Below are 16,034 nucleotides of genomic sequence, written 5' to 3'. Positions count from 1 at the left end.
TCAACTTACGGCCGCTGCTTCTCCGAATGCTTTTGCGGTCGGAACGGATACCACCAGTTCCAGTCACCGAGCAGCTTCATTAAACTTGGCACAAGCAGCAAACGGATGATCGTGGCATCAATAGCAATAGCGAGCGCAATCCCGATGCCGATTTGTTTGACAGGTACAACGCCTGTAAAAGCGAAGGCGCCGGTAATGACGATCATAATTAATGCAGCGGAAGTAATGACTTTGCTCGTAGTAGCCAGGCCTTCCACTGTGGATTGCGTATTATCGCCTGTTTTCAAATAGTATTCGCGGATACGTGAAATGAGGAATACTTCATAATCCATGCTCAAACCAAAGACGACACTGAAGACGAGTACGGGCAGAAGCAGGGAAATGTCCATTTCCTCCATCCCTAAATGGCCTCCTTGAAATAACCAGACGAGAATGCCAAAAGTGGAAGTAAGTCCGAGTACATTCATTAAAATGGCTTTCAACGGAATAATGATTGACCGGAAAGCGAGCATAAGGATGATAAAGGTCGATACTAAAATAACGGCAAGGACGAGCCAGATTTTATTGAAGATCTCATCATAAATTTCCTGATTAAATTTTGGATGTCCGCCAAATTGCATGTGAACCGGCCAATGCTGTCCACTCCAATCACGCGCAAGGTCCTGGGCAGCATTTGAGCTTGCCTCGACCTTCAGATGAATGGGGATCATCAGCTTGTCGCCTCGAATAAATGGTTCAATGGCCGGTTGAAGCTGTTTTTTTATTTCCGGCTGCTGCAAGGAAGCGGCCAGCTGTTTCGGTTCATTGATGTGGTTGACGGAAAAGATCGTATTGACTTCATTGACTTCTTTTTTAGAACGAAATTGAGCTTCTAATTGTTTCATTTGATCCAAGCCCGCTTCATTAAGCCAGCCGCCTTTTCGTTCGGCAATGGCATAAATGGTACTTCTGTTTTCTCCCATGAAATCACGTTCGATTTTTTCATAAGCTTTCCGTGAATCGAATGTTTTTGGAAGAGCCTCAACATTTGGAATGGCTAGCTTCATGTTTTGGACCGGCATGACACCGGCGATTAAGATTGCTGCCGCTGCTATGGCGATGAGTACGGGACGCTTCATGACAGCAGAAGCAAATGTCCGCCAGCCGGCGCTGCTGTCTTTATCTGTACGAAGCAGGCGCCATTTATAAATCCGATCGTCAAGCACGTATAAAAGTGCCGGCAGAAGAGTGAGTGATCCGATTACAGCAACGACAACGACGACCGTACCGCCGATGGCTAAGTTTTTAAAAATGTCTACATCGATGAGCAGCATCGCTCCAAGTCCGATAAATACACAGATGGCTGAAAATAAAATCGAGTGGCCGGCTGTATGGATCGTCGTAATCAAGGCTTCTGTTTTAGAATGTTTTCGAAATTCTTCCTTATAACGATTAATAAACAGAAGGGAAAAGTCGATAGACAGAGCGAGCCCTAACATCGGCGCAATGTTTAAAATGAAAATAGCAAGATCGACATTTTTTCCAATAAGGGCTAAAACTCCGAAACCAATGACAATGGTGATTCCGCCAACAATGAGCGGCAGCACCGAAGCTGTAATTGTGCCGAAAGCAAACAGCAGAACGAGCAGGGCAACCGGCAGTCCGATCAGTTCTGCTTGTTTTAAATCATCTTGACTCGCTCGGTTAATATCCTCCGAAATAACTGGTCCACCTGTTAACGTCATGCCCTCTTCACTTTTTATTTGTTGATTAATGTCTTGTAGGACGACTGACATGTCATCTGTTTTTTCATCGATATGTATCAAGGCATAAGCAGATTCTTCTTTCAGCATGTCAGGTGTATCCAAAGGCGACTCAATCGCTGATGAGACGTGCAGTTTCTCTATTTTAGCGAGAGTTCTGCGGATTTTCTTCTGGAATGCCTCACTTGATTCATTTGCTCCTTTTTCAAATAACACCATGACTGTCGATTTTGGGAAATCAAATGTATTCGTTAATTCTTTCTGAACTTGTTCAAATTCTCCATCTGTCCGAAACCCATCACCCTCGAGCATAGAAGGAAGCCGGGAAGCGAATATTCCCATAACGACTGCAGCAGCAAGCCACAGGATCAGAATAACTTTATGGAAACGGATGAGAAGAGTAGAAATGTTTCGCATTATGTAAGCACCTCTCCATTGTTTTTTTCACAAGTTTAATCATACGATACTGTGCCTTGTTTTGGAATGAAAAAGGGATTTTTGGCAAGAAAGGGGACACATAAGGTAGGGGAAGCGGGCAAAGATATAATTGTGCATGCAGCACAAGAAATTATGATTTAACAGGGAGGTTACTATGGGAATTTTAAGCGGAAATCCAAAAGATGAACCGATGCATTATGGAGAAGTATTCAGTGTGTGGACAGCATTGCTTACAGCTAACTCTATGATTGGCGGTTATCAGACGCTTCTCAATCATGCAGGGGATGAGAAGCTGAGCAAGCTGATAGAAGAATCCATCAATTTGGCGAGAACGGAAGCGAAGCAGTTTGAACAACTATTAAAGGAAAATGGTGTTGGACTTCCTCCTGGGCCTCTAGAACGCCCACAAGCCGATGTCAACAGTATTCCTGCCGGAGCGCGTTTTCAAGATCCTGAAATTTCCATGATGATTTCCGGCAACATTGCTGCGGGACTAAGTGTGTACAGTCAAATTATGGGACAGTGTATCCGGGAAGATATTGCAGCCCTATTTATGCAGTACCATACTCAGCAGGCAGCTCTCGGCGCACGTTTCTTGCAGTTAAATAAAGAAAACGGCTGGCTCATACCACCGCCACTTCATCACGGTGAAGCGGTAACAATAGGATAAATACCATCGGGGCTGTCCCATAAGGGTCTGACATTTTGTTTTTGGGACAGCCCTGATGTATAGTTGAAAGAAAATAAATATTTCTCATTGACAATGAGAAGCATTATCAAATATACTGGTAAATGAAAGTAAACACATCCACAAATAGGAAAGACGATAAATAAACAATCGTCGTCACAGCTGTAGGGAGATGATAAAAGCGTTCATAAATTGACTGTTTTTTTCTGAAATTAGCTTCTAACTTTACGAGTAATTCTTGCATAAACAAGTATATTTTTGTAAAATGTGAGACGATAAGTTGTCAAAGGAGCAAACTTCGATGAAGGATAAGTATCTTCTGGATGAATCGTTAGGCTATAAATTATTTCAGGCCTCACGTTTAATGACAAATACGCTTAATCGTCATTTTAGAGAGCAGGGTTTCTCACTTACTCATGAACAATGGCAAATTTTAAGCAGATTATACGAAAAAGATGGTCAAACACAGCATGAATTGGCTTTGCTAAATGAGAAAGATCAGCCAAGCGTCTCACGTTTAATTGATAATATGATTAAGCGTCGCTTGATTGATCGCAAGTCACATCCAACAGACAAACGCATTAATTTAATTTATTTAACCAGTCATAGCAAAAGAATGGAAAAGGAGTATATAACCTTAGCGCTTCAGACCATTCAAGAAGCTGGTTACGAAGTAGATGAAAAAGAGCTGGCGATTTGTTTAAAGGTGCTGGACAAGATACGAGCCAATTTAAAATAATTTTAAAATGAAAAAATGTGGATCATTTTTCTTGAGTGATATACTTGTTTAAACAAGTATATCCGGTTAGGGAAGATTATTTTTTTATCCTTTATTGAGAATGAGTTTCATTTTCCCTCTTTGACAACGTAAAAACTTCTGTTGCGGCAGTAAAGTAAGGAATAGTGTTATGAAAAAAAGATATTTAGTGATTACGTTAATCATCTTGTCTATTCTCTCTATATTTATTGGGGTGACGCATATTTCCCCGCTGGATCTGTTGAATTTGACAGATGAACAGACGCAAATTGTCTGGAAAAGCCGGATTCCGCGCCTTGTCAGTATTATTATCGCCGGAGTCAGCTTGAGTGTCAGCGGCTTAATTATGCAGCAGCTAAGCAGAAACAAATTCGTTTCACCGACAACAGCAGGAACATTAGATTCTGCGAGACTTGGAATTTTAGTATCTCTCATTTTATTCACAGCTGCCAGTCCGATTGAGAAAATGATCGTTGCGTTCATTTTTGCACTAGCCGGCACGTTCGTGTTTATGAAAATTCTCGACAAAATCAAATTCAAAGATACCATTTTCATTCCACTCGTCGGATTGATGTTCGGAAATATTTTGACATCCATTTCAACTTTTTTCGCCTATAAGTATGATTTGATTCAGAATATGGCTGCCTGGCTGCAAGGAGACTTTTCAATGATCATTTCTGGGCGGTACGAGCTTTTATACATGAGTCTTCCGCTTTTAGTGATCGCATACATATATGCGGAACGCTTTACATTGGCTGGTATGGGAGAGGATTTCGCTTTGAATCTCGGCTTGAATTATAAGCAAGTCGTCAATATTGGTCTAGTCATCGTTGCGCTTTCCGCGACACTCGTCGTGTTAACTGTCGGCATGATTCCGTTTTTAGGATTGATCGTTCCGAACATTGTGTCGATTTACCAGGGAGATCATTTAAAGAAAAGCTTGTCGCATACGGCACTGCTCGGAGCTGTTTTTGTTCTGTTTTGCGACATCATCGGCCGGGTGCTTATCTACCCGTACGAAATCCCGATTGGGCTTACAGTCGGTGTCATCGGAAGCGGCATCTTTCTATATTTGCTGATGAGGAGAAGGGCGTATGAGTGATAAAAAGAAGTTACTAATCCTTTCAGCTGCTGCTGTTATGTTGATCGCTGCTTTTATGTTCATTGGACTTGGAAACAACTGGGGTTATGCTTTGCCAAAACGAGCGATGAAAATTTTTGCTATCGTTCTGACTGGAGCAGCCATTGCTTTCTCGACATTGATTTTCCAAACGATTACAAACAACCGCATTTTAACCCCAAGTATTTTAGGACTGGATTCGCTTTATATGCTCATTCAGACCATTTTAATTTTTGTATTTGGTTCCACTAATTTAACGTGGATGAACAAACAAGTGAACTTTGTTCTTTCGGTTGTACTGATGATTCTGTTTGCAGGAATACTTTATAAAATCCTCTTTAAACGTGAAGGGGAAAATATTTATTTTCTTCTTCTGGTCGGATTAATATTCGGTACATTCTTTCAAAGCTTTACTTCTTTTATGCAAGTATTGATTGATCCAAATGAATTCCAGATTATTCAGGATAGGATGTTTGCCAGCTTTAATAATGTGCAGACAGATGTGTTGATACTCGCTTTGATCATTCTCGTGCTTGTTTCACTTTATTTTATTCGTTTTATGAAATATCTTGATGTGCTGTCGCTCGGAAAAGAACACGCCGTTAATTTAGGTGTCGATTATGACTACACGGTAAAGCGGCTGTTAATTGTTGTGGCAATATTGATCTCTGTTGCGACTGCGCTTGTCGGCCCGATTACATTTCTCGGTCTGCTTGTTGTCAATGTCACTTATGAGATGTTCCGCACATTCAGGCATTCGTATTTGCTGGCAGGCTCGATTTTAGTCAGCATTATCGCTCTTATCGGCGGCCAGTTGATCGTGGAACGGGTCTTTACATTCAGTACGACATTAAGTGTCATCATTAACTTTGTCGGCGGTGTGTACTTTATTTATTTACTGCTAAAGGAGAATAAAAAATGGTAGAAGTTAAAGAGGTATCGAAACGATATGGAAACAAAGCGGTCATTGACCATGTCTCTGTCTCAATTCCAAAAGGGAAAATCACTTCTTTTATCGGACCGAACGGAGCAGGGAAAAGTACACTACTGTCGATGATCAGCCGTTTGATCACGAGAGATGACGGGGAGATTTTCATTGACGGAGAAGATGTGCATGAAGCAAAAAGCAAGGAGCTGGCGAAAAAAGTAGCCATATTGAAGCAAACGAACCATTTAAACCTGCGTTTGACGATTCGGGAACTCGTTTCATTTGGCCGCTTTCCTTACTCACAGGGCAAGCTGACGAGAGAAGATTGGAAGTATGTTGATGAAGCGATCCGTTATATGGAGCTTGAGGATATACAGGATAAATATATCGACCAGTTGAGCGGCGGTCAGCGCCAACGGGCGTTTATCGCGATGGTTATTGCACAGGACACGGAATACGTGCTGCTTGATGAGCCGCTTAATAATCTTGATATGAAGCATTCTGTACAAATCATGAAAGTATTAAGAAGGCTGACAAATGAGCTTGGAAAAACAGTCGTCATCGTCATTCATGATATTAACTTTGCTTCTTGTTATTCCGATTATATTGTCGCTTTAAAAGATGGCAAAGTAGCAAAAGAAGGGACTGTTGATGAGATGATGGACCGTAATGTATTAAAAGACATTTACGAAATTGATATGAAAATCGAAATAGTCAATAATGAAAAAATTTGTGTGTATTTTAAGTAAAAGATAGAGGTGGAAAAGGGTATGTGGAAAAAGTTATCTTTATTAATGGTTATGGCCTTATTCGTCATCATAGCGGCCGCTTGCGGTTCAAATGATGAAAAAGCAGAAACGATAAGCAGTGAACCTAAAAAAGAATCAGAAGAAATCACAATCAAGCACGAACTTGATGAAACGAAAGTGAAGAAAAATCCGGAAAAGGTTATCGTATTTGACTTTGGTACGCTGGACACATTGGATCAGCTCGGTGTGGAAGTAATGGGACTGCCGAAACAAAATATCCCGAAGTATTTGTCTAAATATGAAGACGAGAAATATGAAAACGTAGGAAGCTTAAAAGAGCCTGATTTTGAAAAAGTAAATGAACTAGGACCAGATGTAATCATTATTTCCGGACGACAAGCTGAATTGTACGATCAGTTCGCTGAAATTGCTCCGACAGTTTACTTAGGTGTGAACCCGGCCGACTATATGAACTCATTTAAAAAGAATGTAACAACATTAGGTGAAATTTTTGGGAAGGAAGAGGAAGTAAAAGCAGAAGTATCGAAAGTGGAAGAAGAAATCAGCAAACTAAACGAACAAGCGTCTAAAGAAAAGAAAACAGCGTTAGTCGTATTAGCGAATGACGGCAAAGTAAGTGCATACGGACCAGGTTCCCGCTTTGGTTTAATCCATGACGTATTTGGTGTTACACCGGCCGATAAAGATATTGAGGTATCTCAGCACGGACAAAGCATTTCTTTTGAATACATCGTTGAGAAAGATCCAGATTACTTATTTGTCGTTGACCGCGGTGCTGTCGTATCAGAAGGCGGCGGCTCGTCTGCACAGCAAGTCATTGAAAACGATTTAGTAAAAAATACAAAAGCTTATAAAAACGACAACATTGTGTACCTTGATCCCGGCTACTGGTACCTATCAGGCGGAGGATTACAATCCGTTTCTGAAATGGTAAAAGAAATACAAGAAGGATTAAAATAATTCAACTGTAACCTCCAATGGACCCCTGCTTCCATTGGAGGTTATTTTTTAGTTGTTAAAAAATTGGCTTTGTTAAATGTGCCTGTGGGTTTTCTCTTAGACAAGCTTTTTCAATAGGAGTCCCACATCTTCCGCTCCAATCAACAATAATTATTAACGTAGCCTATTTGTTTAAAAAAAAACAAACGTGGAATAACATAATACCTTTTCAAAGTACCAGCTGAATGGGCGACTGAGGAAAGTAGTTCAACTACAAATAGTAAAGGTGGCATGACATGTTTTTCCGCAAAAAAGAACTTCAATTTCACGCAAAACCAGACAAGTCAGATCCAGTGTATGCGAAGCACCTTCAAGAGATTCTAGGCGGACAATTTGGAGAAATCTCTGTCGCCATACAATAGGCAGCTGGGCAAAAGGAAAGGCACCAGATGGACAGCCGTTTGAGTATGAAGAAATGACAGTGATTTATAGGGAGAAACCCTGCCTTGAACCGGCTCCCTCATATATTCACGCTACGCCGCCGCACGATCCAAATTAAAAATATTTTATGAAGGAGATGCGAGTGATGGAAAAAGATGTATTAAACGGTGTGTTATGCGAAGTGAACAATTGTGTCTATTGGGAAAAAGGAAACAGATGCTCAGCCGATGAAATCCTTGTTGTAAGCCATAAAGGAAAGAAAGCGTTAAATGTAGAAGAAACTGACTGCCAAACGTTTAAAATGGAAGGATAGAAAGGGATAGATGCAGAGGAAGGGCTGTTCCAGAAACCAGGGAGAACTGGCTGGGAACAGCCCTGCTTTTTTATTAGGATAAATATCTATAGCCATCTCATCCAAAATAAAACGGGTATCAGACCCATTTTTTTTGTCAAACATAGGGGAAGAAGGAGGTGTTGAACTTGGCGAAAGACGTATTATGTGAAGTAAACAACTGCACGTATTGGGCACAAGGCAATAAATGTTCGGCTGAAAGTATTTATGTAGTGAGTCACAAAGGAAAAGAAGCTTCTAACACACAAGAGACGGACTGTAAGACGTTTGAACCGGGAATGTAAAAAACGTTTTTGGAAAGAATTGCTGACACATGGGTAATATTTGACGTTAATAACATAAAAAGGCCTCCTGAACAATGAATGTCCATGGAGGCCTTTTTATTCATTTATTCCTTTGAGAATGGCAGGGCGATCTGAAAGACTGTACCTAGGGAGGTACTTTCTTTTAAAATAAGTTCCCCTTTTAATGCATGGGCCAGCAATTTACTGTAGGGAAGACCGAGACCAAGTCCCCTCACTTTATATTTTTTCTGTTCTCCACGATAAAAACGTTCAAAAATAAGAGTCTGTTCGGCCGGTGGAATCCCGATGCCGTTATCTTTTACTTCAATCGAGAGCATGCCGCTATCTTGTTCCGACAGGATCACATCAATTTTCCCAGCTGAATCGATTGCATGACGGGCGTTGTTCAGCAGATTCACAATGATTTGCTGCAGGCGGACAGCATCGGTCAAAAAGCATCGGTTTCTCTCTAATAGAGAAAGGGAAATAGTGATGTCCTCCGTTTCCTGCCCTAACTGCCACTGATGGACGATTTCGGAAATTAATTCATTGACGGGATGTTTTTCAACAGCTACAGGCAGAGCATTCGCTGAAAATGAGTTGAATTCAAGCAGGTCATTTACCATCGTTTGCATTTTAGCTGTTTCTTTTAAAGAGATGTCAATGAAGTTTTTTGCTTCTTCTCCCGTTACGACTTCATCTTTGACCGCCTGTAGAAGACCGCTGATGGAGGTAACCGGCGTTTTTAATTCGTGGGTGACACCAGCGAGCAGTTCAGCACGCAGCGATTCAAGCTGCTGCAGTTTTTGAGCCATTTCTTTAAATGAATAGACGAGATCGTATACCTCCTGTTCTTTAATATGCTCCGGCAAGCGTACATGATAATTGCCTTCTTGAATTTGCTTTGCCGCTATGGCTACTTGACTGATCGGGGTGGCAAGCCGGCGTGACAGAATATAAATGGCTGCCCAGCCGAAGAGTCCGAGACTGACGATCAAACCCGTCAACAATCGATATTCCTCTGTAACATTTTCAAGCTCGTTTTCTGGCTGCAGCATCACGACCCAGCCGAAAATAATGTCATCGACTTTAATGGGCTTTTTGATCATCCACACGCGTGAACCATTCGCATCTTTAGGTGAAAGTTTTAAAACATCCCCCTTTTTCTGTAAAACAGAAGCGGCGAAGGCATCGGCTTCAACAACATCGTTCGGCTGATTAGCAGAAAGAACGAGCCCTTTAGCGTCCGTAATATACATGGCCGGGGGGTGTTTAGATTGTAAAAAAAGTTCGCGGCTTTTTAACACTTCTTTATCGATTGTCGGAGAAATGCTTTTCTCTTCCTGACTGCCGGCAATTCGATCCGCCAATTCTTCTGCAATGAACTCCGATACTTCTAGACGATTTTTAAGCATCGTATGCTGCAGCCAAAGGACTGTTAAAATGGTGGCAATGAAAAGACCAAGACAGAGAGCAGCGACATAACGGGTTGTCCAGTAGTGCAGTAAAGAGACTCTTCTAGTTGTTTTCATAGACACAAAATTGATACCCCAATCCCCGTAATGTTTTAATTTCTCCTTCGGTCTCCGGCCAATTTTTCAATGCTTTTCGGAGTCGCTTAATGGATAAATCTACGGCGCGGTCGCTGCCATCGTAATCATGGCCCCATACGTGTTCAATTAATTGTTCACGAGTAAACGTCCGATTCGGCTGGGAAGCGAGGAATAGCAGCACTGATAAATCACGCGGGGGTAACGTTAAATCGACTCCTTTTAGAGACACGCGGTGGGCGGAGGAGTCGATCGTTAGGCTGCCATAATGTTTGATAAATGAGGAGGGCATCTCATTTCCTGAGCGTCTCAGCACAGCTTTGACACGTGCCACAACTTCCTCCCCGTTAAAAGGTTTGGTGATATAATCATCCGCGCCATTATTCAATCCTTCCAGACGATAGTTCACATCTCCAAGAGCCGTCAGCATAATCACTGGGCACGAGCTCGTCTGGCGAATTTCTTTTAAAACGGTCCAGCCATCAGCCTTAGGCATCATAACATCAAGCAGTACGAGGTCAGGCAGCTCTGAATGAAATAAATCCAGCGCCTGCTGGCCGTCAAAAGCTTGAACGACATGAAAGCCGCCTTTTGTTAAATAAGCCTTTAATACTTGGCTGATTGCTAATTCATCTTCTGCAAGCAATATAGCAGCTGTCACCTGTATCACCTCATTTTTACGGTCTAGTTTCAAGTACTTCCGATCTTCTATTGTCTAGCTCCGAGGTCATATGCCAGTCTGACTGCATGGCTGAAAAGCGCCATTTCGTCAGCCAGTCATATGCTTGTCGCCCCAGAGCAGTCGGCTCCGCTTTTCCTGTCCAGCTGCAGCGCCCAGCCCCTCGAGGTCAAATAACCTTTTCTCAATGAAGTCAAAGAGCGGCTTCATCGGGAAAAGAACATTTGCTTGTCGGGGCAGAACAGGCGCTTCCGCTTTTCTATTGTCTAGCTGCGCCTCCTTGGGGCTCGAGGTCATATGCCAGTCCAACTGCATGGCTGAAAAGCGCCATTTCGTCAGCCAGTCATATGCTTGTCGCCCCAGAGCAGTCGGCTCCGCTTTTCCTGTCCAGCTGCAGCGCCTTGCTCCTCGGGTCAAATAACCTTCACCCAATGAAGTCAAAGAGCGACTTTCTTGGGTGAAGAACATTTGCCTGTCGGAGCAGAACAGGCTCTTCCGCTTTTCTTCAGTATAAAATAAAAGTAAATAAGCTGCCAGATGGACAGCTTAAAGGAGAGGGGGATTAAGGTTTCATTGATCGTTGGATTTGGCGGATTTCGTGTTTAATTGTGTCGATATCTTTGTTTAATGGGCTAATGCCAAAAGCGGCAGCCTGCTGTTTTACCTTTGCTTCCCGTACTTCTTTAGCTAGTGTTTCCAGGTCTTTGTTTTTGGGATCAATGGCGAACGATTCTGCTTGTTCAAGGATGATGTCGGAAAAATCTCTGATTCGTTTCAACTGTTGGCCGTCCCGATATTTATACGACGATATCTCGGCTTTTGTTGCAGCTGGACTTGCGGCGGTCATTGAAGGAGCTGATCCTAAAATGCCAATTGAAAGAGCACCGCTCATCACATAAGACATTGTTTTTTTCTTCATCTATTTGTTCCTCCTATGTATAGAAAGGGCTAAGTAACTATTTGATATACTTAATGTAAACAACAAATGTGTCAACAGCATGTCAAATGAAAAATATTTATGTTTAATTTACATGTGACAAAAAAGGAAGATATTTACCTTATTTCTTGGAAGAATAGAAGTTTTGTAGTATGATAAACCTGTTTGAATAGAAAGAAATATATCTGATAATCGAGGGAAATGAATGAACGTGCACGAACAAAAACAGTTATTGTTACTCATGCAAGAAGCTTATGAAGAAGCCTACCGGGATGACAGTAAGATTGAACAAGTGATGCACATAATTAAAGAAAGAATGCAGGAAATGTACAACACACATGCACATAGCAGGTAAGAGACGGCCAAAGTGCCGTCTTTTCTTATCCTTCTTTAGGAAGAATACAGTACTTATGTATGATAGTAAGGATGTGAAGCAGAATGAAGATGTTTATTGAACAAAAGACTATTTCGAACGAGCTTGCCCAACGGATGGTGAATGCGGCGAAGGAAAAAGCCTGTGAGTTTGGTATAGCTGTTAATGTAGCGATTATGGATGCAGGAGGGAACTTGCTTGCTTTTTCCCGCATGGATGGTGCCCCGCTGTTGAGCATTAATATTGCTCAGGATAAAGCTTATACGGCAGCGGCATTTGGGCGGCCCACTCACGAATGGTATGATGTTATTAAGGATAATCCGTCATTAAAAATAGGCATTGTGCATACGGAGCGGCTGACTGTGTTTGGCGGCGGTTACCCTGTACGTTGTGGAGATCAGCTTGCGGGCGGGATCGGAGTGAGCGGCGGGTCGCTGGATCAGGACCAGGCTTGTTGTGAAGCGGCACTGAGAATTTTAACGGATTAAAATGAAGAACGTTCCAGACTGTTGATAAACGAATGCAGTCAGTCTGAGGTGTGTAAAATAAATTATGTTCGTTATTGATTTAATTTGGAGGGAAAGATATGCAGCCACCGCGTTTGCAGCCAGGAGATGAAATACGAATCATTGCGCCTTCAATGAGCATGGCGATTGTGAAAGGAGAACAAGTAAAGATTGCAACAGGAAGACTGGAGGACCTTGGCTTCCGCGTAACGTTTGGCCGTTATGTTCATGAGCATGATTTTGTGTTTTCTACGTCTGTTGAAAATAGGATACGAGATCTGCACGATGCCTTTAGCGATCCGAATGTAAAAGCAATTTTTACAGCGATCGGAGGTTATAATACGAATGAGCTGCTTGCTCATATTGATTATGAGCTTATTAAGCAGAGTCCGAAAATTTTAATGGGTCATGGCGACATTACTGCGCTTCAATTGGCAATTTATCAAAAGACTGGCTTAATCACTTATTCAGGCCCGCAGTTTTCGACATTTGGCATGAAGCAGTTAGAGGACTATACCGTACAAGGGGTACTGGCTGCTTTGACGAATGATGCTCCACTTGAACCCGAGCCTCCTGAGGCATGGAGTGACGACATATGGTGTGTAGATGAGGAGGAGCGCACGTATTATCCGAATCAAGGCCCGGTCATTGTCAAGGAAGGGAAAGCGGAGGGAAGGCTCATTGGCGGTAATTTAAGCACGATCAAATTGCTGCAAGGAACAGAGTTTATGCCTTCTTTAAAAGGGGCGGTTCTGTTTATTGAGGATGATAATGAAACACATTTAATGAAGTTTAACCGTGATTTACAGTCTATCCTTCATTTGCCGGATGCAAAAGACTTGCAGGCAATTCTCGTAGGACGCTTTCAAAAAGAATCGGACATGACCGAACCAGCGCTTATTTCGCTATTGGAAAATAAGCCGGAACTGGAAGGTATTCCAATCATCGCGAATGTGAGCTTCGGACACACCCATCCGCTTGTTACGCTGCCAATCGGTGGGTGGGCAGAAATCACAGCCAAAAACGGGAAAATGAACATCCTTATTAGCGGATCTTAAAGGAGGCTGACCCAAAAGGTCGTTAAAAACGACTTTTTAGGGTCAGTCTTTTTCTCTCCATTCAATTTTTGAATATGATTGGATTATTTTCGTGAACATGAGAGAAGTTTTTCTTCTTTATGTTGTGATTCTAATTGCAGCAAATATTGTTTCATCTCGATGCCGCCGCGATAACCGGTAATTGCTCCATTTTTTCCGATCACACGGTGACATGGTATGGTGATAAGGACAGGATTGGCGCCGATGGCTGTTCCAACCGCACGAACGGCCTTAGGTTTTTGAATACGTTCAGCGATATCGGAATAAGAGTAGGTATTACCATAAGGAATCTGTTTCAAAGCTTTCCAAATCTCCTCTTGAAAAGGCGTTCCTTTTATATCTATAGGAAAGGAGAACGATTGCCGTGTCCCTTCAAAATATTCTCGCAGTTCATCAGTATATATCTTTAATGTTTCCTCACTTTTTACAAGAAAGGCTTGTGGAAATCGTTTCCGTATCGACGCTTCGAATTCCTCATACGACTGCCCGGGCGAACCGACATAACAAAGCCCTTTTTTCGTCTGAGCTGCGTATAATGGCCACTGGCCGCAATCTACAGTCGACCAGTGAATAATTTGTTCTTTTGTGTTCATTCTATTCCCTCAATTCTCGTATGGAAATCTTTTCTCCAAGACTATGTTAATAACTATTATTGATGTTGCTCCTTTGTTGCCCGGAGCAGAAAGCAAGCGCCTGCGGAAGAAATCAACAGTCACATATAACAAAGCTTCTTTAAAAGGTGTTTGTTGTATATCGTATTGTAGCTATCATATCTTTTCATCAAAAATGAAACAACCTTAGAATGATGACATAATCTTAGCGGCATTTTTATTTCTGCTTGTGCATAAAAGAGGGTAAACAATAATATTTTTCTTGAAATGGAGAAAATGCTTAGACTATGATACAAATAAAGAGAACGCTATGTACGTTCTTTATTTTTTTGACCATAAATTCCCATTTAAAGGAGTATACAATAATGAAAATAATAAAAGTAAAAGATTATAACGAATTAAGCGAAGCAGCTGCTCAGTTTGTATTAGAAAGAGTAAAACAGAACCCGAAACTAGTGCTTGGTCTTGCAACGGGAGGAACGCCAGAAGGGATGTATAAACGGTTAGTGGACGATCATCGCACAGCAGGAACGAGTTACAAAAATGTCACAACGTTTAACTTAGATGAGTATGCGGGGCTGAAACGGACGGATGAGAGCAGTTATTATGCGTACATGAGACATCATTTGTTTGATCACATTGACGTACCAGAAGAAAACATTCATTTGCCAAACGGGGAAAAGGAAGATTTACAAGCAGAATGCAGCGAATATGAACAGTTGATTAAAGAGGCAGGGAATATCGACTTACAAGTACTTGGCATTGGCGGCAACGGCCATATCGGCTTCAATGAGCCAGGTACATCATTTGATTCGCTTACCCACGTCGTTACGCTTGAGGAATCGACGAGAAAAGCGAATGCTCGTTTTTTCCCAAGTGACGCTGAAGTGCCTACACATGCACTGACAATGGGAATCGAAACCATTATGCGTGCGAAAGAAATTGTCATGCTTATTTCTGGGGAGTCGAAAGCAGAAACGGCAGCACAGCTGTTCAGCGGAGAGGCGAATGAAAACTTTCCAGCTTCGGTGTTAAACAATCATCCGAACACAACGGTGATTATTGACGAAGCAGCCTTAACAAAAATGAAAAAGTAATGAAAGAGGAGCTGCCCCCAAAGGGACAGCTCCATTATTTATTATTTAAACACTTTAACACGTTCACTAATTGGCTGGAATTCTTTGTCTCCTGCAGGGGCAGCTGGTGTACCAAATGGCATTTGTGCATGCAGTGTCCAGTTTTCGGGCACATTCCATTCGTTGCGCACTTTTTCATCGATGAGCGGCTGATAGTGCTGAAGGGTAGCACCGAAGCCTTCTAATTCAAGTGCTGTCCAGACGATGTGCTGAAGCATGCCGGACGATTGCAGAGCATAGTCTGGAAACTTATCACTGTATGTTGGAAACTGTTCTTGAAGTCCTTTAATGACCTTTTCATCTTCAAAGAAGAGAATTGTACCTGTTCCAGCTTTAAACATTTCCATTTTTTCTTCAGTAGAGCCGAAGTCTTCCTCTGGCACGATTTCCCGCAATGTTTCTTTTGTTAAATTCCAGAATTTATCATGCTGTTCCCCGAGAAGTAGAATTGCTCGTGAAGACTGCGAATTAAAGGAAGTTGGAGTATGCTTAACTGCGAATTCAACGATTTCTTGAATACGTTCGTCAGAAACAGGCTGTTCTTTGCTGATGGCATAAATAGAGCGTCTATCCTTCACTGCTGTGTAAAAATCTTTTGTCATGATGATTCCCTCTTTCTATAAATAATTTTACTACCTATAAAAGCAGTATGTCTGTCATTCAAAGCGCTTATCCTTGTTTGAAGA

General features: G+C 41.9%; 19 protein-coding genes and 1 pseudogene. 13 read left to right on the top strand and 7 right to left on the bottom strand.

From position 1 onward, the window contains the following. Window positions 1-5: 5 nt before the first annotated feature. Entirely contained in the window at window positions 6-2,159 is a 2,154-nt protein-coding gene (locus QYG89_RS06895) for an MMPL family transporter (RefSeq protein WP_404315948.1), read from the bottom strand. A 175-nt stretch (window positions 2,160-2,334) separates the two neighbouring features. Here QYG89_RS06895 and QYG89_RS06890 point away from each other — a divergent pair, with 175 nt between their 5' ends. The 9 genes and pseudogenes from QYG89_RS06890 to QYG89_RS06850 all read left to right on the top strand — a co-directional run bounded on the left by QYG89_RS06890 (window position 2,335) and on the right by QYG89_RS06850 (window position 8,459). Then, window positions 2,335-2,850: a DUF3231 family protein gene (locus tag QYG89_RS06890; protein ID WP_404315946.1), complete on the top strand. Its 516-nt coding sequence runs from the start codon at window positions 2,335-2,337 to the stop codon at window positions 2,848-2,850. A gap of 319 nt (window positions 2,851-3,169) precedes the next feature. Further along, complete coding sequence (locus QYG89_RS06885; RefSeq protein ID WP_404315944.1) at window positions 3,170-3,607, top strand: MarR family winged helix-turn-helix transcriptional regulator; 438 nt, start codon at window positions 3,170-3,172, stop codon at window positions 3,605-3,607. A gap of 169 nt (window positions 3,608-3,776) precedes the next feature. Beyond that, window positions 3,777-4,727 (top strand): ABC transporter permease, encoded by a 951-nt coding sequence (locus QYG89_RS06880; protein WP_404315942.1) that lies wholly within the window; start codon window positions 3,777-3,779, stop codon window positions 4,725-4,727. Beyond that, on the top strand, window positions 4,720-5,670 hold the full coding sequence (locus QYG89_RS06875; protein WP_404315940.1) for an iron chelate uptake ABC transporter family permease subunit: 951 nt from the start codon (window positions 4,720-4,722) through the stop codon (window positions 5,668-5,670). The genes QYG89_RS06880 and QYG89_RS06875 overlap by 8 nt, the downstream gene beginning before the upstream one ends. After that, window positions 5,664-6,422, top strand: a complete 759-nt coding sequence (locus QYG89_RS06870) for an iron ABC transporter ATP-binding protein (RefSeq protein WP_404315938.1) — start codon at window positions 5,664-5,666, stop codon at window positions 6,420-6,422. Before QYG89_RS06875 ends, QYG89_RS06870 begins: the two co-directional genes overlap by 7 nt. A gap of 21 nt (window positions 6,423-6,443) precedes the next feature. Continuing rightward, window positions 6,444-7,403 carry a siderophore ABC transporter substrate-binding protein gene (locus QYG89_RS06865; RefSeq protein WP_404315936.1) on the top strand — a complete coding sequence of 320 codons (960 nt, stop codon included), beginning with the start codon at window positions 6,444-6,446 and terminating at the stop codon, window positions 7,401-7,403. 275 nt (window positions 7,404-7,678) lie between these two features. After that, window positions 7,679-7,801 (top strand): annotated as a pseudogene (locus QYG89_RS06860) (manganese catalase family protein); the annotation flags it as partial. Between the two features lie 167 nt (window positions 7,802-7,968). Further along, entirely contained in the window at window positions 7,969-8,136 is a 168-nt protein-coding gene (locus QYG89_RS06855) for a DUF1540 domain-containing protein (RefSeq protein ID WP_404315934.1), read from the top strand. 167 nt (window positions 8,137-8,303) lie between these two features. Further along, entirely contained in the window at window positions 8,304-8,459 is a 156-nt protein-coding gene (locus tag QYG89_RS06850; RefSeq protein ID WP_404315932.1) for a DUF1540 domain-containing protein, read from the top strand. Window positions 8,460-8,563: 104 nt separating this feature from the next. On the opposite strand, the gene QYG89_RS06845 is transcribed toward QYG89_RS06850, so the two are convergent. The 4 genes from QYG89_RS06845 to QYG89_RS06830 all read right to left on the bottom strand — a co-directional run bounded on the left by QYG89_RS06845 (window position 8,564) and on the right by QYG89_RS06830 (window position 11,607). Beyond that, on the bottom strand, window positions 8,564-9,991 hold the full coding sequence (locus QYG89_RS06845; protein WP_404316202.1) for a HAMP domain-containing sensor histidine kinase: 1,428 nt from the start codon (window positions 9,989-9,991) through the stop codon (window positions 8,564-8,566). Further along, a complete protein-coding gene (locus QYG89_RS06840; protein WP_404315930.1) occupies window positions 9,978-10,670 on the bottom strand; it encodes a response regulator transcription factor in 693 nt (230 codons plus the stop codon). Before QYG89_RS06840 ends, QYG89_RS06845 begins: the two co-directional genes overlap by 14 nt. A 108-nt stretch (window positions 10,671-10,778) precedes the next feature. Continuing rightward, on the bottom strand, window positions 10,779-11,105 hold the full coding sequence (locus tag QYG89_RS06835; protein WP_404315928.1) for a hypothetical protein: 327 nt from the start codon (window positions 11,103-11,105) through the stop codon (window positions 10,779-10,781). Between the two features lie 145 nt (window positions 11,106-11,250). Further along, a complete protein-coding gene (locus QYG89_RS06830; protein ID WP_404315926.1) occupies window positions 11,251-11,607 on the bottom strand; it encodes a hypothetical protein in 357 nt (118 codons plus the stop codon). A gap of 223 nt (window positions 11,608-11,830) precedes the next feature. Between QYG89_RS06830 and QYG89_RS06825 the strand changes: the two genes are divergently transcribed. From QYG89_RS06825 to QYG89_RS06815, 3 genes are all read left to right on the top strand, one after another. Beyond that, window positions 11,831-11,980, top strand: a complete 150-nt coding sequence (locus QYG89_RS06825; RefSeq protein WP_404315924.1) for a hypothetical protein — start codon at window positions 11,831-11,833, stop codon at window positions 11,978-11,980. A gap of 83 nt (window positions 11,981-12,063) precedes the next feature. Next, a complete protein-coding gene (locus QYG89_RS06820; RefSeq protein WP_404315922.1) occupies window positions 12,064-12,486 on the top strand; it encodes a GlcG/HbpS family heme-binding protein in 423 nt (140 codons plus the stop codon). A 98-nt stretch (window positions 12,487-12,584) separates the two neighbouring features. Next, window positions 12,585-13,562, top strand: a complete 978-nt coding sequence (locus QYG89_RS06815) for a S66 peptidase family protein (RefSeq protein ID WP_404315920.1) — start codon at window positions 12,585-12,587, stop codon at window positions 13,560-13,562. 83 nt (window positions 13,563-13,645) lie between these two features. Here QYG89_RS06815 and QYG89_RS06810 read toward each other — a convergent pair whose 3' ends face one another. Continuing rightward, window positions 13,646-14,194, bottom strand: a complete 549-nt coding sequence (locus QYG89_RS06810) for a methylated-DNA--[protein]-cysteine S-methyltransferase (protein WP_404315918.1) — start codon at window positions 14,192-14,194, stop codon at window positions 13,646-13,648. A gap of 383 nt (window positions 14,195-14,577) precedes the next feature. On the opposite strand from QYG89_RS06810, the gene nagB reads away from it, so the two are divergent. Beyond that, window positions 14,578-15,309: a glucosamine-6-phosphate deaminase gene (gene nagB / locus QYG89_RS06805; RefSeq protein ID WP_404315916.1), complete on the top strand. Its 732-nt coding sequence runs from the start codon at window positions 14,578-14,580 to the stop codon at window positions 15,307-15,309. 41 nt (window positions 15,310-15,350) lie between these two features. Here nagB and QYG89_RS06800 read toward each other — a convergent pair whose 3' ends face one another. Beyond that, window positions 15,351-15,950: a nitroreductase family protein gene (locus QYG89_RS06800; protein WP_404315914.1), complete on the bottom strand. Its 600-nt coding sequence runs from the start codon at window positions 15,948-15,950 to the stop codon at window positions 15,351-15,353. Window positions 15,951-16,034 lie beyond the last annotated feature (84 nt).

This window comes from Bacillus lumedeiriae (genome assembly GCF_044891285.1).
Lineage (GTDB): Bacteria > Bacillota > Bacilli > Bacillales > Domibacillaceae > Pseudobacillus > Pseudobacillus lumedeiriae.
The sequence above is the reverse complement of the archived record's forward strand: the minus strand, read 5'-3'. Positions and strand labels throughout refer to the sequence as shown.